Genomic DNA, 19,629 nt, shown 5'->3' on the forward strand with positions numbered 1-19,629 from the left:
GCCACTCCTCACGCGGCATCCTCCTCTATCCAATGCACGTACTCGTCCCGGTTGTCCGCCCGGAACCCGGTGTCGATCTCGGTGCCCGACGGCAGGCGCCAGCGGATCGCCAGGATCCCGTTGCGGGCCGCGACCTTTCCGGCGACTCCGCGCTCGGTGCGGATAGCCGTGATGGACTCCGCCGGAATCCAAATAGGTTGCGCACGAATGCGTTCCACCAGAACGCCCTCGGGGTAGCGGATCAGAAACGCCTTACTCCGGTAACCCAGATCACCCACCGCGACCCGGTCGTTCCAGGCCGGCGACAACGTAGTGCCGACATACAGGCCCTGGGTGGTGACCGCCGGGGCGCCGACCGCGTCGGGCAGGCGGGGCAGCTCGCCGATCAGCTCGACCTGGGCTTCGGCCCGTCGCCGCCAGCCTCGCATCATCAGCTGGATCGCCACCGCCAGCACCACCACCAGCACCGCCGCGAAAATCAGCGAACCCACCAGGGTGCCTGAATTCATGCGGGACTCTTCCCGTCCCGGGCGGTGATCTTGCCGCGCAGCATTGTCGCCGTCACCGTGGCCGGCAGCGTCATCGACTCGTAGGGAGTGTTGTCCGAGCGGCTGGCCAGGTCGGAGCCGGCGACGGTCCAGCTGCCCTCGGGATCGACGACGGTCAGATTCGCCGGCTCGCCCACTTCGAGGGGACGGCCGTGGTCAGGCAGTCCGACGATGCGCGCCGGATTCTCACTCATCACCCGCGCGACATCGCGCCAGGTGAGCAATCCGGGCTGCACCATCGTCTGCACCACCACCGACAGCGCGGTCTGCAGCCCCAGCATGCCCGGGCGGGCGGCGGCGAACTCCACACACTTCTCGTGTTCGGCGTGCGGCGCGTGATCGGTCGCCACACAATCGATGACCCCTTCGGCCAGCGCCTGGCGAAGCGCCTGCGCGTCGGAGGCCTCACGCAGCGGCGGGTTGACCCGGTTACGCCCGTCGTAGCTGACCAGCCGGGCGTCATCGAGCAGCAGGTGGTGCGGTGTGACCTCAGCGGTGATCGAAATGCCTTGTTCCTTGGCCCATTTCACGATCTCCACGGTGCCCGCGGTGGAAGCGTGGCAGATGTGCACCCGGGCGCCGGCATCACGGGCCAGCAGGGCGTCGCGGGCCACGATGGATTCCTCGGCGGCCCTGGGCCATCCGGCGAGTCCGAGGCGGGCGGCGGTAGGCCCTTCGTGCGCGACCGCGCCGACGGTGAGCCGGGGTTCCTCGGCGTGCTGGGCGATCAGCACGCCCAGGCCGGTGGCGTATTCCAGCGCCCGGCGCATCACCAGCGGATCGTGCACGCAGATGCCGTCATCGGAGAACATCCGCACCTGCGCGGCGCCGGCGTGCATCATGCCCATCTCGGTCAGCTCGACGCCGGCCAATCCGACGGTGACCGCACCGACGGGATGGACGTCGACCAGGCCGATCTGGCGACCGCGGTGCCACACATGGTCGGTCACCACCGGGCTGTCGGCCACCGGGTTGGTGTTCGCCATCGCGAACACCGCGGTGTAACCGCCCAGAGCCGCTGCCGCCGAACCGGTTTCGATGTCTTCGGCGTATTCCCGGCCGGGTTCACGCAGGTGGGTGTGCAGGTCGACGAAGCCGGGCAACAGCACCTGGCCGGTGGCGTCGATGACATCTGCAGTGTCGGGAATGTCGAGCCCGGCACCGATGTCCGCGATCTGACCGTCATCGACCAGGACGTCGACCGGGTCTCCTTCGCCGTACAACCGGACACCCCGGATCAGCACACTCATGCCGCGACTTCCTCCGCCCCGACCAGCACGTGGAACAGCACCGCCATCCGCACGTGCACTCCGTTGGAAACCTGTTGCAGCACAGCGGATTGCGACGAGTCAGCCACCGACGACGAGATCTCCATGCCGCGCAGCATCGGCCCCGGGTGCAGCACCACGGCGTGATCGGGCAGCAGCGCCTGGCGCCGGGCGGACAAACCGTAGAGCGTCGAGTACTCCCGCACCGACGGGAAGAAGCCGCCGTTCATCCGCTCGGCCTGCACCCGCAGCATCAGGACTGCGTCCGCGGCGGGAAGTTCGGCGTCGAAGTCGTTGGAGACGGTGACCGGCCACCCCTCGACGCCGCGCGGCAGCAGCGTCGGCGGAGCCACCAGCACGACCTCGGCGCCCAGCGTGTCCAGCAGCATCACATTGGAACGCGCGACCCGGCTGTGCAGGATGTCGCCGACGATCACGATGCGCCGCCCCTCGATCCCGCCGAGGCGCTGGCGGATGGTCAACGCGTCCAGCAACGCCTGGGTGGGGTGCTCGTGCGTGCCGTCCCCGGCGTTGATCACCGATGGAGACCCATCGGCGACGCGGGTCCAGTCGGCGAGCAGGTGCGCGGCCCCCGATGCGGGGTGCCGGATGATCAGCGCGTCGGCGCCGGCGGCCCGCAGCGTGAGCGCGGTGTCGCGCAGCGACTCTCCTTTGCCCACAGACGATCCGGATGCGCTGACGTTGACCACGTCGGCGCTCATCCACTTGCCGGCCACCTCGAACGACACCCGCGTGCGGGTGGAGTTCTCGTAGAACATCGTGACCACGGTGCGGCCGCGCAGCGTCGGCAGCTTCTTGACGTCCCTGCCGACCAGCGCCTGGGCGAAGCGGTCGGCGTCGTCGAGGATCGCGGTGGCTTCGTCGCGGCTCAGGTCGCCCGCGGCCAGCAGATGTCTTGGGGTCATCGGGTGATCACCACGCCGTCTCGTCCGTCGTCTTCCTTGAGTTGCACGTGCACGCTTTCGTTACGTGAGGTGGGCACGTTCTTGCCGACGTAGTCGGCACGTATCGGTAGTTCGCGGTGGCCGCGGTCGACCAGTACGGCCAGCTGCACGGCCCGCGGCCGGCCCACGTCACGCAGCGCGTCAAGAGCGGAGCGGGTGGAGCGTCCGGAGTACAGCACGTCGTCGACGAGGATCACCAGCGCGTCGTCGATGCCGCCGGCCGGGATCGAGGTGGCTTCCAGCGGACGCGGCGGTTTGATCATCAGGTCGTCGCGGTAGAGCGTGATGTCCAGCGAGCCGTGGCCGACGTCCACGCCGCTGTATTCGGCGATGTTGGCGGCCAGGCGGCTGGCCAGCGTCACTCCGCGTGTCGGAATCCCGAGCAGCACCACCCGGTTGGAATCAGGATTGTCCAGCGCGGTCTTTTCGATGATCTGGTGCGCCATACGGGAAATGGTGCGACCGACATCGGCCGCTGACATCAATTCCCGCGGATCGTTAGCACCCATGCGAGATCTTGACCTCCTTCTCCGCCTCTCCGGACGGATCGTTAAAGGATGTCGACTTGCGGGGGCAGCCTAACACGGTCTGACCCCGGGTACGCGAGGCGCTCAGCCGGCGCGGGCGCGACGGACGGCATCGCCGTATCGATCGCCGTCTGATCTACTGGCCGAACGAGATGTCGAGCAGAACCTTCTTCTGCTCGGTGTATTCCTGTTCGCTCAGCAGTCCAGCGGCGCGCTGTGCGGCGATATCGCGGATCGCGGCGGCAACGCCGGTCATGACGGTCCGCGGCGCTGGCATTACCTCGACCTCCTCAGCCGGCGCATCCTCGTTGCGGCCAATGAGCTGCGCCGCAGCGGTGTTCTTCTGCCCACCCGCGGCGGCAGGTGGGCCTACCATCGGTTGCCCGGCCATGGCGCCGATTCCCATCTGATTCAACGTGTTCGCCTCGTTGAATTCTGCCGCAGGCCCCGCTGCCGTGTTCGCACTCGTCAGCGGTGTGACCAGTGCGGTCGGGCGTACTTCGGATACGGCAGGGGCGATTTGGGTCCAGCTCGGCGGCACCCTCAATCCCCCGACCGTGTTCGCCGCGCCGAAGGCCGCTGACATCGTCGCCGTGGAAATGCCTACAGTCGGCAGGTTCGCAACGGGCGCCACAAACGGCTCTTCCGGCGTCGGTTCGGTCCCCAACAAGGGCTCTACCCCGTCCCAGTCACTGACGGTCTCATCGTCATCGGCACCGGAAACAGCCATGAAGGCGGCGAGAGGAAAATCCCCGAATGTACCGATCACGTCCGCCGGGACGATCGCGAAGAGGGCCGCCGCGTCGATTGGCGCAATGAAAAAGAGATCGAGCAAGAGCGTCACGAATTCCAACTCGACCGGTACCGCCATCGCCGACAAGGCCTGTGGCACAACCGATATGGCATCTTGCGCGGCACCGGCGAGGGTGCCGATCTGGCTGATCGCGGCGGCCTGGCCGGCCGTCCCGCCCGGGTCGGTGTTCTGGTGCGGAGGGGTGAAGGGAGTCAGCACCGACGCGGCCGCCGACGAAGCTGCGTAGTTGTACATCGCCAGGCTGTCCTGCGCCCACATCTCGGCGTAAACCGCCTCGGTGGCCGCGATCGCCGGTGTGTTCTGTCCCAGAAAGTTGGTCGCCACCAGCACCGTCAGCAGGGCACGGTTGGCGGCGATCTCCGGCGGTGGCACCGTGGCTGCGAACGCCGCCTCGTAGGCGGCGACCGCGGTCCATGCCTGGGCGGCGGTCTGTTCCGTCCGCGCAGCGGTGGCGCTCAGCCATTCCACGTAGGAACCCGCCGCTGCGCTCATCGCCGCGGCCGACGGACCCGACCAAGCCCCCTCCGTGAGTTCGGACACCGCCGACTGATATCCGCCGACCGTCGTGTACAGCTGGTCCGCCACGCTCTGCCAGGCCTGTGCGGCCGCCAGCATCGGCCCCGCGCCCGGACCGGCATAGATCCGACCGGAGTTGATCTCCGGCGGATAGATCCCGAAATCCATTGCTGCGCTTACCTTTTCTCGATGACCGCGGCAGTTGCCCGACGGGCGGTTCAGCGACCGAGCAACCGGTTCTTCTGCTCGGTGTATTCCTCGTCGGTCAAAATCCCCTCGTCACGGAGCTTGGTGAACTCACGTAGCTCGGCCGCGACTCCGGTGACCACAGCCCGAGGCTTGTCGCTGGGTGCCTCGTCGACTTCGCGAGATGCCTTATCACCGGCGGCCGCCGCGGTTCTGGCGCGAGCGGCCCCGGTTGCCTCCTTGGCCTCCTTGCCGGCGCTCCGGCCGGTACCAACAGTTCCGGCCATCGCCCGTCCGGCCATGCCCGCCATCGCCATCTGGGCCAGCATGGTGCCTGTCCCGGCTCCCGCCGCCGGCGCGGCGGCGGCGCCGGACGGGGTCCCGCCCAGCGCCGGCAGCGAGTACGCCACTGGGCGCACCGCCGGCGTTGCAGCGGTCCACGCTGCCGGCACCGATAACGCCCCGACGGCGTTCGCCTCGCCCAGTCCCGCCGACAACCTTTGCGCCGGAACGGCGCCTGCCTGCAAGTTGAGCGGCGGCGACGGCAACGGCTTCACTGGCGCCACCTCCGAACCCGGAAAGGCCTCCACGTCATCCAAATCGCTGAGGACCTCGTCGCTGTGTAATCCCACCAGGGTGCTGTAGACAGCCACCGGAAGATTCACTATGCCGAGCACAGCGGCAGGCACGCCGATACCAATGGTGGCGACTCCCGCCGATACGCCGAAGGTGAGGGCGGACAGATCGGCCAGCAGGGACAGCAGGAACAAAGGGTCGTCCGTGGCCGCTGCCGGGGCCGCCGCGCTCTGCAGCGCGCTGGGCACCGCGGAGAAGGCTTGCTGGACTTTGCTCGCCACGGTGCCGGCGATACCGTTGGCAGGGACAGCGGCGGCTTGGTTGGCCAGGCCCTCCGGGTTAGTGGTCTGCGGGGGTGGGTTGAACGGCGTCAGCGACGTCGACGAGGCCGACGAGGCGGCGTAGCCGTACATCGCCGCCGCGTCCTGGGCCCACATCTCCGCGTACTGCGCTTCGGTGGCCGCGATCGCCGGGGTGTTTATTCCGAACACATCGGTCGCTATCAGGATCATCAGTTGACTGCGGTTGGCCGCCACGATCGGCGGCGGAACCGTCGCGGAAAATGCGGTTTGATAGGCAGCGGCCGCGACCTTGGCCTGCGCAGAGGTTTCTTCGGCCTGTGCGGCGGTGACTCGCAACCACGCCGCATACGACGCCGCTGCGGCGCTCATCGACGCCGACGACGGCCCCAACCAGGGACCAGCGGTCAATGCCGATACCACCGACTGGAAAGAATTCGCCGCCGATTGCAGTCCGGCGGCAAGCGCAGCCCACGCCTCGGCCGCGGCCAAGAACGGTCCTGACCCGGCACCGGCATACATGCGGCCCGAGTTGACCTCCGGCGGATAGCTCCCGAAATCCATGGCTCGTTGCTCCCTGTAACGCACCGCGGTCACGGCGAGCTTAGCGGCACCGCTCACGCTCTGCGACCCGACAGCGAAACCCCCTGCGAGTCAACGCTACATTAGCTGGCCGGGTGGCGGGCTGCGTTCGGCTACGGGATGCGCCGCAACCATTTTCGCCACTGCGACAACTTCGCCTCCCGATCTTGTGCGCCTCGGCGCGAAAATGACCGGGCTGAAGGCACTCTCAACACGCGCGAGAGTGCCCCCAGCCCGCACAGGCTTACCATGGCGGAAATGAGCTCTTCCAGTTCCACCCCACACATCGATTTCGACGCCCTCTACCGCGGTGAGAGTCCGGGCGAAGGACTTGCGCCGGTGCACACGCCACCGTGGGATACCAAGGCGCCCAAGGAGAACGTCGTCGCCTGGCACAACGCCGGTTGGGTGCATGGCGATGTGCTCGACATCGGCTGCGGGCTCGGCGACAACGCGATCTACCTGGCTCAGCAGGGCTACCACGTGACGGGTCTGGACATCTCCCCGACGGCGCTGATCACCGCCGAGCGGCGCGCCCACGACGCCGGCGTCGATATCCGGTTCGCGGTGGCCGACTCCACCAAACTCGACGGCTACTCCGACCGATTCGACACCGTCATCGACAGCGGCATGTTCCACTGCCTGGACGACGACGGCAAACGCAGCTACGCCGCCGCTGTACATGGGGCGACCCGGTCCGGCGCGACCTTGTTGATCAGCTGCTTCTCCGACGCCAACCAGCCTAGCGAGCAGTGGCCGCGGCCCTCGGTGTCAGAGCAGACCCTTCATGACGTCCTGGGCGGCGCCGGTTGGGACATCGACTCGGCCGATCAGGTCACGCTGACCCGCGAGATGGACGGCGCCGAGGTCGAGATGACGTTCTGGTACGTGCGCGCACTGCGGCACGATTTAACCGGGTAAGCCGGCTAAACCAGCGGTGCCGAACAGCGACCCACCGTTGCCGCCAAGCCCGCCGGCCGCATCGACCCCGTCCGTCCCGCCGCTGTTGCCGGCCCCGCCGGACCCGCCCGCGCCACCGGACCCGCCATTGCCGATCAGTTGTGCGGTGCCGCCGACACCGCCGGCACCGCCGTCGCCGCCGTCGCTGGTGGCACCGACGCCGTTGTTCCCGCCGCCTCCGCCGGCGCCACCGGACCCACCGGCACCGCCGTTGCCGTTGAGCATTCCGCCACTGCCGCCGCCACCGCCGGCTCCGCCAGCACCGCCGTCGCCGCCGGGGATCCCGAGAGCGTTTCCTGGGCCGATGCCGATCCGGCCGCCCTTGCCGCCGCCGCCGCCGGACCCACCCGCGCCGCCATTGCCGATCAGTGTTCCGCCGGCACCGCCGCTGCCGCCGGCCCCGCCCCGACTGCCGTTACCGCCGGCGCCATTGTTGCCACCGCCTCCGGGTCCCCCGTCACCACCGTTGCTGCCGAGCCCGCCGGAGCCTCCTGCCCCACCGTCGCCGAACATCCCAGCGGAACCGCCCCTGCCGCCACCGCCGGCGGCGCCGGCCGAACCGCCGGCGGCTCCTTCGCCACCTTTGCCAGGGCCGGCACCAAGCCCGCCGGAGCCAGCGTTTCCGCCCTCCGCACCGGTCCCGCCAGTGCCGCCGGCCCCCCCGTTGCCATAGAGCATGCCGCCGTCACCGCCCAGGCCACCGGTGCCGCCCGCCCCTCCGTTACCGCCGGCGCCGGCGGCTCCCCCGACCGTGCCGTCCGTGCCGTTGCCACCCAACCCACCGACCCCGCCGGCCCCACCGCTGCCACCGGCACCGCCATGTCCGAACAGCATTCCGCCACGAGCACCCGCGCCGGCGGCCCCGCCGGTGCCGCCGTTGCCGGCAGCCCCGCCGGCCGAGCCTGCGGATGTCGGGTCGATACCGGCGCTACCGGCCCCGCCATGCCCACCGGCCCCACCCACCCCGCCGTTGCCTATCAATCCGGCCACACCACCGGTCCCACCAACGCCGCCGATGCCGCCGTCCCCACTGGGTAGTCCGACAACACTGGCCGCGCCGGCCCCGCCTGCTCCCCCGGCGCCGCCCGCCCCACCATTGCCGGACAAGGAGCCGCCAGAACCTCCAGCACCACCCGCACCGCCCAGGCCGCCGGTCCCCCCCGCCGGGCCAAATATCGCGCCCTGACCACCGACCCCGCCCTGCCCGGCGTCACCGCCATTGCCCCAGAGGCCCGCATTTCCGCCGGCACCGCCTACCCCGCCGGCTCCGCCGGCGGCCCCGACAGGCGCATTGCCCTCTCCGCCCATACCGCCTCCCCCGCCGTAACCGCCCATCCCGCCGTCACCCCACAACCACCCACCGTGCCCACCTGCCCCACCTATCCCACCAATCCCACCAGCACCGCCAATGGCCTGCGGGCCCGACGGACTCATCGTCGTGCCGCCAATGCCACCGGTGCCGGCCATACCCCCAGCTCCACCCGCACCGATCAATCCGGCGGCACCGCCGTGGCCGCCGTTGCCCCCGGCCCCACCAATTACCGCGAGGGCGGGACCCATTTCGCCCCGAAAGCCGGCACCGCCAGAGCCGCCGGTCCCTCCGTCGCCGAGAAGCCAACCGCCGGCTCCTCCATTGCCGCCCGCGCCTCCGGCCATGCCGAACTCGCCGTTAGGGCCGAGCCCGGCGTTGCCGCCATTCCCGCCCGCCCCACCGTTGCCGATAAGACCCGCGGCACCACCGTTGCCGCCCTTTTGACCTGCCGCGCCCGATCCACCGGCCCCGCCGTTGCCGTACAACAGACCGCCGGCCCCGCCGTCGGCCCCGGTCCCTGCCGCGCCGTCGGTGCCGTTACCGATCAACGGACGGCCCAGGAGCAGCTGGGTGGGCCCGTTGATCGCGTCGAGGACTTGCTGAGCGACATTGGCCGATTCGGCTGCCGCATAAGCGTTTCCGCCTGCATGGAGCGCCTGCACGAATTGCTCGTGCACCGCCGCCGCCTGGACGCTGATCGCTTGATATGCCTGCCCGTGCGACCCGAACAGCGCCGCGATGGCCCGCGACACCTCATCGGCGCCCGCGGCCAACACCGCAGTGGTTGAGCGCGCGGCGGCCGCATTGACCGCGTTGATCGTGGAACCGATATCGGCTGCCTGCGCGGCCGCCGCCACCATCACCTCGGGCATCACCACGACATATGACATCGACTGTCCTCCGAACGCCCGCGCAATGCATTTAATTCCGGGTATTTTTTTCGCGCGCGAAATAACGGCGTCCACGCATCAATCCAACGCCCGTAATCGCGAGATCAGCTCAGCGTAGAGACCTTTCGGAAAGTCACGCCGATGCGTTATGGATATGAAATTATTTCGTTATACGAAAGTTATCAGAAATACCGCACCTGACAAATTGCTTTACAAAATCGCCAAAATGCCATTTGGAAGCATTCCAGTTTTCGCCCTGCCGCACGAATCTCGCGGCAACGCCTCGATGGAACCGCTCAACAAAAAACGCCAGCGGCGGCGGGTTCGCGCCCGCGACGACCCTCATGCGCCCACGCCAACAGGTCCGGCGGGGCGAGCTGGTTGATGCGGTCGTTGTAACGCCGGTACTCGGCGGGACCGAAATAGTGTTGCCACTCCCCACAGCCCCCGTTGCGGAAAAACCGCTCGTTGCTGTGCCAGATGCCGTCGGTGGTGTTCGGCGCGACGTCGGCCGCTCGCGAGCGCATCTCATCCAATGACGCGTACCGGGCCAACTCGCGCGCCCGATCGTCATTGACATCGAAACCGAGGACAGCGCCGAGCCGGATCAGTTCACCGACCAGGTCTTGCTGGAGATCCGCGTAGTGGAACAACGCGACGTTGGGCAGATGCCGGCGCTCCCAGCTCTTGCCGAACTGGTCGAGAATGTTGGCGAGCGTTCCGATTCCCCTCGGCGGCGCGAAACCGACACCCGGGGGCGGGTGCGCAGGACCTTCCATCCAGTCGCGGAACTCCTCGACAGGGCCGCGTTCAGCGGGCTCGTGGGCGGGTGCGGGGCCGGGCGGTCCATGCCGGTGCTGCGCGGGTACGGCGGCATCATGCAGCACGCGCATCCGGTCCCGATCCATATTGGCGGTTTGGAACAACATCGACACCGCCGCGTCGCGCGGATCGCGTCCGACACAGATGTAGGTCACCCGGTCGTCGAGGATCAGCCCGTCCAGTGGGGTGTGCGTCTTCATGAACCGGCGATGGGTCTGAGCCTCCAGAACCGCGACCACCTCATCGAGCGGCCGGATGGTCTGGTCGAACCAGGGCGACACCGTCGACAGCGGCCCCGGCAGGTCCGGCCCGTCGAAGACGAGCAGCGACACCAGCCGCTGCATCCAGGTCATCCCGCACTTCGACGGCGTCGAGATGATGATGTCGCCCTCGCGCAACCGCAGTGCGTCCCAACGCAGGTTGTCGCTCATCAGCGAGCGGTACAAGACACGGGTCATCTCAGTCACCGCCGGACGATGTCGAAGAGGATGCCCTCGACGGTAACCCCCGGCGCGAACGCGAAGGCGATGCCCGTCGAAATGGGTTTGGCCGATTCCTGTTGCCGCACCATCGTTTCCAGCACGAAGATCAGCGACACGCTCAGCATGTTGCCGAACCGGGCCAGCACATCCCAGCTCTGGGCCGCACAGTCAGCCGGAATCCCCAGCGATCGCACGGACTGCTCGATGATCTTCGGCCCACCCGGATGAACGGCCCACAGATCGATGTCGGATTTCGCCAAGCCGTTGTCCCGCAACACCTCCGCGACCACCGGTTCGACTCCGCGGTAGATGTAGTCGGGCAGATTCTCGGATAGCTCGCAGGTGATGCCGTTGTGGTTGACGCCGAGCACGATGCCGTCTTCGGCGTCGTCGAGCAACTGGGTGAAGCTGCTGCGGATCACCACACTGCCGACCGGCAGCGGCTGCTGAACCTGGCTGGCGCCGATCACCAGCGCACCGCAACCGTCGCCGAACAGGCTGTGAATGACGACGTCGTTGATGTCGTCAGCGAAAACGGCGTTCACCGAGCACAATTCGATGCACACCACCAACGCCTTCATGCTCGGATGAGCGCGCACATAGGTAGCGGCGGTACGGATCGCGTTCATCGCGGCCGCGCACCCCATGAAGTTGACCACCACGCGCGACACCGAGCGGGACAACCCCAGCTCCTTGACGACCGCGACATCCACTCCCGGCGCGATGAACCCGGTGCTGGTGACAAACACCAGCAGACCGATCTCGTCGGCGCCGTACGGGAGGCCGGCCAGTGCACGCCTGGCCGTGTCGACCGCCAGTGGCACCGCGTTCTCGAAGAAGAGGTTCATCCGGTCCCGGATGGTCCCGGGATTGCGCCGGAATTCGTCGAAATCAGGATTGAGCGGGTCGACCGCCATGCGGCGGGTGTCGATTCGCGTCTTCTGGTATAGGCGCGGAATTCGTTCCCGCTGTTCGGGATCGACGAAAAGCTCGGCGACCCGGCCGGCGGCGGAAGTCTGCTCCACTTCACGCTGCGGGCCACCAGTCGCGATGCCCTCGATAACCGCCACCGTTGTCGGTGGAGCGGGCGGCAACTGGGTCAGATCGATTGCGGACTGCTCTGCACGCGGCGACACGATGCCGCTCTCGGCTGCGGTGCTCATACCGACCCGATTCCAACGAATCCGGCGGCCACGTACTGGGCACTCTCTTTGAAGGCCGCGGGCGACAGGTGCTCGCGCACAACACCCCAGCGGTTTTCGCGGGCAACACGCGACGGCGACAACAGGTAGGTGCGGCACAGCTTGGGCAGCCGGTCGGTGAGGAAACTCTTCGCGGGTAGCCACTCGACACCGGACTTCGCCGCTTCTTCGCGCAACACATCCTCGGTGACGATGTTGGCGAATCCACTGCGCTGGAACGGCAGTACGTGATGGACGCGGTGCGAACTGAGCCCCGCCGACAGGAAGCAGTCGACATAGCGGTTTCCGATCACCATAAGGTCGTTGGCGTGCTCGACCTGATCGACTCCCCAATCCGGCCCGGCTGCGTCATCGGAATCGTCGTCCTCGAACTCGTGGCTGGCCACGACCAGGAACGTGCTGACCCACAACGTCGCCACGAATTGCAGTGCCCAGGCCCAGAAATCGCCGGCTGCAAGGAAGATGACCATCTCCGTCACCAGCATCAGACGCACCCCCGACGAGCCGAGAAAGTGCGGCAACGCGTTGCGCCAGCTTCCATACCCTTCCTGCACACCGACTTTGCGTGTCATGTTCCACACGTCGGCAATCCGGATGGCCATACCGGTGACCAGGTGGCCGAACTTGTGCAGGGTATGCACCGGAACGCGATACAGCCGCGGCAGCCGCATCATCATGGTGAACACGTTCTTCTTGATGTCCACGTCGCTCTGGGTGTAGGGATGGTGCAGCAGCGTGTGCCCGTCGGCGACCACCAGGGCGAGCGCGATGTAGTTCAGATCGAAGGTGTTGGAGAACACCCGATTCAGTCCGCGCTGGGCCCGGTGCAACGCGTAGTGACCGTACCCCACCAGCGAGCTGCGCAGTAGCACCATCGCAATCACGAAGGCCCACAGCGGCATCCACGCCGGTTCGACCAGTCGCACACCCTGAACGGCGAAGTAGGCGACGGCCAGCAGGGCGACCACGATGTTGAAAAGCCGGTCCATCCACTTGATCCGGGCGGCCAGCGCGGGTTCGGTCAGCCGCGCCTTGACCCGATGCATCAGGTCGTCTTTGTTGTCGAAGCAGTATTTCGGAGTGTCGCGCCAGCTGTTGAAGTCGTCCTTGAACAGGAAAGGCGGTGCGTTGTGCTTGGGGTGAATATCGCGCGGCTTCGCCTCACGGCCGAGCGAGTACCTGCTTTCCAGGATCCGCTCCACGACGGCCGGGTCGCGATGATAGGAGGCGATGATCGCAGTGATGTCACGGTTTTTGGTGCGCCCGATAAAGAAGGCGCCGCCCGGATGCTTGGATATCCAGTCACTCAGGTCGTAGGCCCGCCCGTTGTACACCCACACATCCGGCAGCACGGGAGGCCCACCCGGCGGCGGCCCGAGGTGTGGACCCGGGCCGCGCTCCTGAACTTCAGGGAGGTCGTTGGTCATTCGTGCTCCTGCAGATTCGTCGGGGTGATGTCGGCTGCGCGCCGGCAAGCCCGGCGAGCTGGCCCAATCGTCGGAGCGCGACCTCAAAGGATTCTCGGCGGATTCTCAAAGGGTGTGTGCCGATCACCAAACCGTCACTGCCCCAAGCACGCTCACCCGACTGAAGCGTGACCAGAACCCCCCGGCCCGTAGTAAGGCCGGCTCCGACGCCGATCGAGCCGCGCCGCGGAAGTGAACCGACCCGGCGCGCATGACTTGTCGCCATGCCGCACGTCCGGGCCGGTTCCTGATCCGCCGCTACCCGGCCGGGTTCGGGATGGTAACCGGCGCTCCCCAGTTGGACAGCGTGATCGTGACGTGGCCCTGGTCCTTGTCGATCACCATTCGGACCAGGTAGGCGCTCGGCGGCGTTCCGGGCGCACCTGGCGCCTTGACGTCGGCGATGTACAGGGTCACCGGGAGCGGGCCCTTCGCGTCCTTGCCGATCTGCGGCACCAGCGGGTCGATGATCGCCGGGTCGATGGTCCCCGTCACCTTGGTGGTGGCGACGCCGTCGATGGTTTCACTGCCGCCGGCCTGCGGGTTCGCGACCTTGCCGATCACCGCACCGATGCCCTTGTCCTTGTCCAAAACGACACCCGGGTCATAGATCTTGTCGGCCGGCCCGACCGACGTGTAGGCCCCGGACTCGTTCTTGGTGTACATGGTCTTGTTGGTGACGATGAACTGCTTGGGCACCGCCGGGGTCTTGGGCTGCAGCCTGATCATGGCGTCACCGACGGCCTGGCCGTTGCCTTCCGGCTGATTGGTGACGTCGGCGTTGACCGCTTCCATCGGCAAGGTGGTGATATCGGCGGTCTGCAGGTTGACGTGCAGGGAGTGCAACGCGGTGGTCGCCTTGGAGGCGTCCTTGAGGAGCTGCTGCGCTTCCGGCGACTGGGCGGCGGAAGTTCCGGATGCTCCGGAGGTCGCCCCGGACGACGTCGCAGCAGAGGTTCCCGATGAACCTGAAGTCTGGGAGGTCGCAGTGGAGGATTTGTGTCCACATCCGGCGATCGCCGCGACAAGAGCTGCTGCGAACACGATCGCAACAACGGGAGTCGAGTGTCGACGGGAGACACGTCGGTGGGAGATTTGCGCTTGTGACATCAAGCCATTCATGGCCAGCCTTTGCTGAGTTATCCAACCGGTGGTGATGACCAGCGGGTCGCTACCTTCGTCGTACGGTTTGAACGAGGCCCGTTATCCGGCCCCCGGCCAATGGTCGCGGATCTCGGTGACTGCACACCCGCACCCTGGTTCACCAGCAACGACAATGCGGTCTACCGCACGCCGCCGCCCTCGCAGCACGTTCCCCAGATTGCTTTTGCCGGAGAGCGCGACACTAACACGAGGCTGCTGCCCTGCAAACCGATTCGCGGAAGTAACTGTCGCCGGACCACCAGGCCCGCTGCGAGCCGCTCCGTTCTTTGCCGCAGTTCATATAGATTTCATACTCGCGCAGCGGCGATCCCACCTCGAGCACGATTACTTCGACCGGCTAACCTCATCCCGGTGAAGCTCGAAGGCAATCAGGCAACCATCCGTGAGGTCTGCGACGCGGGGCTGCTCTCGGGCGCGGTCACCGTCGTCTGGCAGCACGGAGAAATGTTGCAGGTCAACGAGATCGGCTACCGCGACGTCGACGCGAAGCTGCCGATGCAGCGCGACACCCTGTTTCGTATCGCATCGATGACCAAGCCCGTCACCGTAGCGGTGATCATGAGCATGGTCGACGAAGGGAAACTCGCGCTGCACGATCCGATCGCCCGGTGGGTGCCGGAGCTGGCGAACCTGCGGGTGCTCGACGACCCGCATGGCGAGCTGGACCGCACCCACCCCGCCCGGCGCCCCATCGTGATCGAAGATCTGCTCACCCACACCAGCGGTCTGGCCTACGGCTTCTCGGTGACCGGGCCGATCGCGCGGGCCTACCTGCGGCTGCCGTTCAACCAGGGCTCGGATGTCTGGCTGTCCGAGCTGGCCGCGCTCCCCCTCGTTCACCAGCCCGGCGAGAAGATGACCTACAGCCACTCCACCGATGTGTTGGGCGTGATCGCGTCCCGCATCGACGGCAAGCCGCTGTACGAGGTGTTCGACGATCGGGTGCTGGGCCCGGTGGGGATGCCGGACACCGGCTTCTTCGTCACGCCCGAGTCGCGACCGCGGGCGGCGACCATGTACCGCCATGACGAGCACGACCGCCTGCAGCACGACGTGATGGGGCCGCCGCACGTCAAACCCCCGTCGTTCTGCAACGCAGGAGGCGGGTTGTGGTCGTCGGCAGACGACTACCTGCGCTTTGCGCGAATGCTGCTGGGCGACGGTTCAATCGACGGCGTGCAGGTGCTGTCGCAGGACTCGGCGCGGCTGATGCGTACCGACCAATTGACGGACGACCACAAACGCCACAATTTTCTAGGGGCGCCGTACTGGGTGGGCCGGGGGTTCGGGCTGAACCTGTCGGTGGTGACCGATCCCGTCAAGTCCACGCCGTTGTTCGGACCGGGCGGCGTCGGGACATTCGGCTGGCCCGGCGCGTACGGAACGTGGTGGCAGGCCGACCCGGGCGCGGACCTGATTCTGCTGTACCTCATTCAGTACTGCCCCGACATAACCGCCAACGCCGCCGCCGCCGTCGCGGGCAACCCGGTAATGGCCCGGCTGCGTACCGCGCAGCCGAACTTCGTTCGCCACACCTATCGCGCTCTCGGCCTGCTGTGAGCGGTTACTCCTACAGCCGGCCGCCGACGCATCTGGAAGGGCCCCGGCTGCTGCTGCGCCCAGCCGTCGTCGAGGACGCCGACGAGATATTCGAAAGCGTGTCCGGCGATCCCGAAGTCACGCGGTTCCTGCTGTGGACCGCCCACCCGGATGCGGTCGAGACGCGCCGGGTGCTCATCGAGCAGCTCATCTCGACGAAGAACGACCGGAACTGGGTGATCGCGTTGCGCAACACCGGCGATATCGTCGGCCTGATCAGCTGCCGTCGTCCGGTGAGCCACTCCGTCGAGGTCGGCTACTGCCTCGGCCGTCGCTGGTGGGACATGGGCTACATGGCGGAAGCGATCAAGCTGGTGCTCGACGAGTTGGCAGCCGACCCCAGCGTGTTCCGCGTATGGGCGACCTGCCATGTCGACAACTCGCGGTCGGCGCGACTGCTGCAGCGTGCGGGGTTCGTCCTGGAAGGACGGCTACGCCGGCACGCGGTTTACCCCATGATGGGGACCGACCCGCACGACAGCCTGATCTACGCCAAGATCATGCACTGAGCGCTCCCGCCCGCCGCCAGCGCCGAGCGTGAAGCTGGCCGCACGTTCGGCGCCGAGCGTGAAGCTGGCCGCACGTTCGGCGGGTGCGGGGACCGCCGCTAATTCACCTGGACCGCATGCTCGTTGGCCAGCATCGGCGCTTCGGGCGCCCGGGCGGGCTCGGAGGACCCATTCGCGGACACTTTGGTGGCGCGGGTGACCGCTTCGCGGGCCGCCTCCATACGGGCCAGCGCCTCCTGGGTGAACACCGAAAGACCGAGCTCGTGGTTGTAGCCGTGGATCTCCTTGACGTCGAGCTGGGCCAGGAAGTACACGATCTCCTTGGACACCACCTGACCCGGCACCAGCACCGGGAAGCCCGGCGGATACGGCACCACAAAAGTAGTGGAAACCAACGTCTTTCCCTCGGCGATGCGACGTCCCGCCGTGCCGATCAGCACGTATTCGCGGTCCTTCTCCTCGTAGCCCGCGTAGAACGCCGAGCGGGTGTCGCCGTAGACGCTGCCCTCGTCGGGCCGGAAGGCCACGTCGAACTGGCTGAAGTCGGGCAGGTGCGGGAGATCCTCGGTGATCTCCTCGACCCGGCGCTCGTGCAGTTTCCAGTCGGCGGCGCTGGCTGCGGCTTGCGTGCGATCGAAATCGGTTGCCACCCTGCGCAGTACATCCAGCAGATGGTGAACGCTCGACCAGGTGACGCCGATGGTGAAGATCAGTAGCACGCTGTTGATCGACGTCTTGTTGATCTGAATGCCGAAGCGGTCCATCAGGATCTTCTCGCGGAAGTCGTAGCCGTTCATCCCGGTCTTGCCCAGGAACAGCGTGACCCGCGTCGGGTCCAGCACGAACTGATCCGAACGCCACGCCTCGTTCCACTCGTCGAGTGCGCCCTGCCTGACTTCGCGGTAGGAGCTGACATGGGAGGCTTGGCGATACTCCTCGGGCACCAGATCGGACTCGTCGAGGATGCGGAACCACTTGCTGATCAGGCGGTCCTTGCGGACCCGGTGCCGAAATACCAGGGCCATGTCGTAGGTCTGCCGCACCAGTTGGAAGCCTTCGATGTCGACCTGGCGGCGGGCCAGGTCCAGCGACGCCAGCAGTTGCTGGTTCGGCGACGTCGACGTGTGCGTCAGGAACGCCTCGCCGAACGCGTCCCGGGCCAGGGCGTTGAAGTCCTGGTCGCGCACGTGGATCATCGAGGCCTGCCGGAACGCGGAAAGCGATTTGTGGGTGGAGTGCGTGGCATATACCCGCACCCTGGCCTTCGCGGGATCGGGCAGCAGGCGGTGGTTCACCCACTCCGAACGGGGCACCCCTTCCATGGACGCCTGCCAATTGCGGTATTCCTCAGCGTATTCCGGCGACGCGAGCATCTGCTCGAGCCGCTCGGCCGACACCATCGCGGTGCGCTGCCGGGCCCAGGGCACGGCGGTAGCGAACGCGTACCACGCCTCGTCCCAGAGGAAGACGATGTCGGGCTTGATCGCCAGCACCTCTTCCATCACCCGCCGCGGGTTGTAGACGACACCGTCGAAGATGCAGTTGGTCAGCAGCAGCATGCGGACCTTGTCCAGGTGCCCGGCCTCTTCGAGATCGAGCAGCGCCTTCTTGATGGTGCTCAGCGGCACCGCCCCGTAGATGGCGAACTCCGGCAGCGCGTAGGACTCCAGGTACCGGGGATACGCGCCGGCCAGTACCAGGCCGTAGTGGTGGGATTTGTGGCAGTTCCGGTCGATCAGCACGATGTCACCCGGCCGCGTCAACGACTGCACCACAATCTTGTTGGCGGTGGAGGTGCCGTTGGTGACGAAGTAGGTGTGGTTGGCGTTCCAGGTGACCGCGGCCTTGTCCATCGCCTTCTTGATGTTGCCGTGCGGGTCCAGCAGCGAGTCCAATCCACCTGAGGTGGTTGATGTTTCGGCCATAAATATGTTGCGGCCGTAGAACTCGCCCATGTCCTGCAACGACTTCGAGTTGAAGATGCTGGCGCCGCGCGCGACGGGCAACGCGTGGAACTGACCGACCGGCGCCGACGCATACGCCCGCAATGCGTCGAAAAACGGTGTGGAGAACCGGTTGCGGAGTCCTGCGATCACGGTGCTGTGCAGGTCGGTGACGTCGTTGAGCCGGTAGAAGGTGCGGTCGTAGACATCGGGCTCGTCGTCGTTGCCCGCGGCGATCGACTCGTCGGTGAGCAGGTAGAGGTCGATGTGGGGCCGCAGTTCGCGGATCCACGCGCCGCATTCGACCCAGTCGTGCGACCGGTCGGACACCCTGGATGTCGAAGTGTCGTCGTTGGCGCCCAGCAACGTGTTCATCAACGGCACCCGGTCGCGCGAGCGCAGCGGCAGGTCGTGGCGGATGATGGCGGCCTGGATTTCACCGTTGAGGGCCACCGCGGTGATGGCGTCCTCGACGCTGGGGGCCAACAACACCTCGAACTGAATGTCGTCGGACGCGGTGCGCAGCGCGCGCAGCGCTTCGGCCAGGCAGTCGGGCGCCGTGCACGGGGAATCGTCGGCGAGCAGCACCGTGTAGAACTGCTGCTGTTTGGCCTGCGCTACCAGTTCCTGGTCGGCGAGCGGCGCCGAGAGGTCGAATAGCGCTGTGCGGTCGCCGTATTCGGACAGCAGCCGCACGGCCTGCGACACCTCTTCGGCAAGGCGGACCGTGGACAGGCTTTCCAGGTGCGCGCGGAAGATGGCCAGGTTTGCCGCGCCGGGGTACAGCCAGTACCGCTCGTAGGCCGCGATGCGGTCCATCAGCCGCTTTACCTTGGCCAGGTCGTGGGTTTTGTCGAGGCCGGCCAGATCCACCTCGGCGAGGTGACGGCAGGCGTCGTCGAGCAGGTTCCAGGTGTCGACGCGCGTGTACGACGGATTGGCCACCGCCGCAAGAGCGGAGACGCGGAGTCGTCGGGTGCGGGCACTGTCACGATTCAT

At 67.0% G+C, this 19,629-nt stretch carries 15 protein-coding genes; 3 read left to right on the top strand and 12 right to left on the bottom strand.

Annotated elements, in window-relative coordinates; genetic code table 11:
* Positions 1 to 8: 8 nt before the first annotated feature.
* The 6 genes from QXH22_RS01695 to QXH22_RS01720 form a co-directional block, all read right to left on the bottom strand.
* On the bottom strand, positions 9 to 509 hold the full coding sequence (locus tag QXH22_RS01695; RefSeq protein ID WP_306241042.1) for a transporter: 501 nt from the start codon (positions 507 to 509) through the stop codon (positions 9 to 11).
* Entirely contained in the window at positions 506 to 1,798 is a 1,293-nt protein-coding gene (locus QXH22_RS01700; protein ID WP_306274801.1) for a dihydroorotase, read from the bottom strand. The genes QXH22_RS01695 and QXH22_RS01700 overlap by 4 nt, the downstream gene beginning before the upstream one ends.
* Positions 1,795 to 2,742: an aspartate carbamoyltransferase catalytic subunit gene (locus tag QXH22_RS01705; RefSeq protein ID WP_306241044.1), complete on the bottom strand. Its 948-nt coding sequence runs from the start codon at positions 2,740 to 2,742 to the stop codon at positions 1,795 to 1,797. The genes QXH22_RS01700 and QXH22_RS01705 overlap by 4 nt, the downstream gene beginning before the upstream one ends.
* Positions 2,739 to 3,290: a bifunctional pyr operon transcriptional regulator/uracil phosphoribosyltransferase PyrR gene (gene pyrR / locus QXH22_RS01710; RefSeq protein WP_306241045.1), complete on the bottom strand. Its 552-nt coding sequence runs from the start codon at positions 3,288 to 3,290 to the stop codon at positions 2,739 to 2,741. The genes QXH22_RS01705 and pyrR overlap by 4 nt, the downstream gene beginning before the upstream one ends.
* A gap of 154 nt (positions 3,291 to 3,444) precedes the next feature.
* On the bottom strand, positions 3,445 to 4,806 hold the full coding sequence (locus tag QXH22_RS01715; RefSeq protein WP_306241046.1) for a PPE family protein: 1,362 nt from the start codon (positions 4,804 to 4,806) through the stop codon (positions 3,445 to 3,447).
* Between the two features lie 50 nt (positions 4,807 to 4,856).
* Positions 4,857 to 6,263 (bottom strand): PPE domain-containing protein, encoded by a 1,407-nt coding sequence (locus tag QXH22_RS01720; protein ID WP_306241047.1) that lies wholly within the window; start codon positions 6,261 to 6,263, stop codon positions 4,857 to 4,859.
* Positions 6,264 to 6,539: 276 nt separating this feature from the next.
* Here QXH22_RS01720 and QXH22_RS01725 point away from each other — a divergent pair, with 276 nt between their 5' ends.
* Positions 6,540 to 7,202 carry a bifunctional 2-polyprenyl-6-hydroxyphenol methylase/3-demethylubiquinol 3-O-methyltransferase UbiG gene (locus tag QXH22_RS01725; protein ID WP_306241048.1) on the top strand — a complete coding sequence of 221 codons (663 nt, stop codon included), beginning with the start codon at positions 6,540 to 6,542 and terminating at the stop codon, positions 7,200 to 7,202.
* On the opposite strand, the gene QXH22_RS01730 is transcribed toward QXH22_RS01725, so the two are convergent.
* From QXH22_RS01730 to QXH22_RS01750, 5 genes are all read right to left on the bottom strand, one after another.
* The gene (locus tag QXH22_RS01730; RefSeq protein WP_306241049.1) at positions 7,191 to 9,443 is read right to left on the bottom strand and encodes a PE family protein; all 2,253 of its coding nucleotides are present in this window, start codon (positions 9,441 to 9,443) and stop codon (positions 7,191 to 7,193) included. The genes QXH22_RS01725 and QXH22_RS01730 overlap by 12 nt on opposite strands.
* A 296-nt stretch (positions 9,444 to 9,739) precedes the next feature.
* Complete coding sequence (locus tag QXH22_RS01735; RefSeq protein ID WP_306241050.1) at positions 9,740 to 10,723, bottom strand: sulfotransferase domain-containing protein; 984 nt, start codon at positions 10,721 to 10,723, stop codon at positions 9,740 to 9,742.
* A 5-nt stretch (positions 10,724 to 10,728) separates the two neighbouring features.
* Complete coding sequence (locus tag QXH22_RS01740; RefSeq protein ID WP_306241051.1) at positions 10,729 to 11,910, bottom strand: type III polyketide synthase; 1,182 nt, start codon at positions 11,908 to 11,910, stop codon at positions 10,729 to 10,731.
* The gene (locus QXH22_RS01745) at positions 11,907 to 13,376 is read right to left on the bottom strand and encodes a fatty acid desaturase (protein WP_306241052.1); all 1,470 of its coding nucleotides are present in this window, start codon (positions 13,374 to 13,376) and stop codon (positions 11,907 to 11,909) included. Before QXH22_RS01745 ends, QXH22_RS01740 begins: the two co-directional genes overlap by 4 nt.
* A gap of 297 nt (positions 13,377 to 13,673) precedes the next feature.
* Entirely contained in the window at positions 13,674 to 14,537 is an 864-nt protein-coding gene (locus QXH22_RS01750; RefSeq protein ID WP_306241053.1) for an LppX_LprAFG lipoprotein, read from the bottom strand.
* Positions 14,538 to 14,930: 393 nt separating this feature from the next.
* Between QXH22_RS01750 and QXH22_RS01755 the strand changes: the two genes are divergently transcribed.
* Together QXH22_RS01755 and QXH22_RS01760 are read left to right on the top strand one after the other, a co-directional pair.
* The gene (locus QXH22_RS01755) at positions 14,931 to 16,139 is read left to right on the top strand and encodes a serine hydrolase (RefSeq protein ID WP_306241054.1); all 1,209 of its coding nucleotides are present in this window, start codon (positions 14,931 to 14,933) and stop codon (positions 16,137 to 16,139) included.
* On the top strand, positions 16,136 to 16,687 hold the full coding sequence (locus QXH22_RS01760; RefSeq protein WP_306241055.1) for a GNAT family N-acetyltransferase: 552 nt from the start codon (positions 16,136 to 16,138) through the stop codon (positions 16,685 to 16,687). Before QXH22_RS01755 ends, QXH22_RS01760 begins: the two co-directional genes overlap by 4 nt.
* 98 nt (positions 16,688 to 16,785) lie before the next feature.
* Here QXH22_RS01760 and QXH22_RS01765 read toward each other — a convergent pair whose 3' ends face one another.
* On the bottom strand, positions 16,786 to 19,629 hold the full coding sequence (locus QXH22_RS01765) for an aminotransferase class I/II-fold pyridoxal phosphate-dependent enzyme (protein WP_371934145.1): 2,844 nt from the start codon (positions 19,627 to 19,629) through the stop codon (positions 16,786 to 16,788).

The organism is Mycobacterium sp. TY814, from assembly GCF_030755175.1.
Classification (GTDB): Bacteria; Actinomycetota; Actinomycetes; order Mycobacteriales; family Mycobacteriaceae; genus Mycobacterium.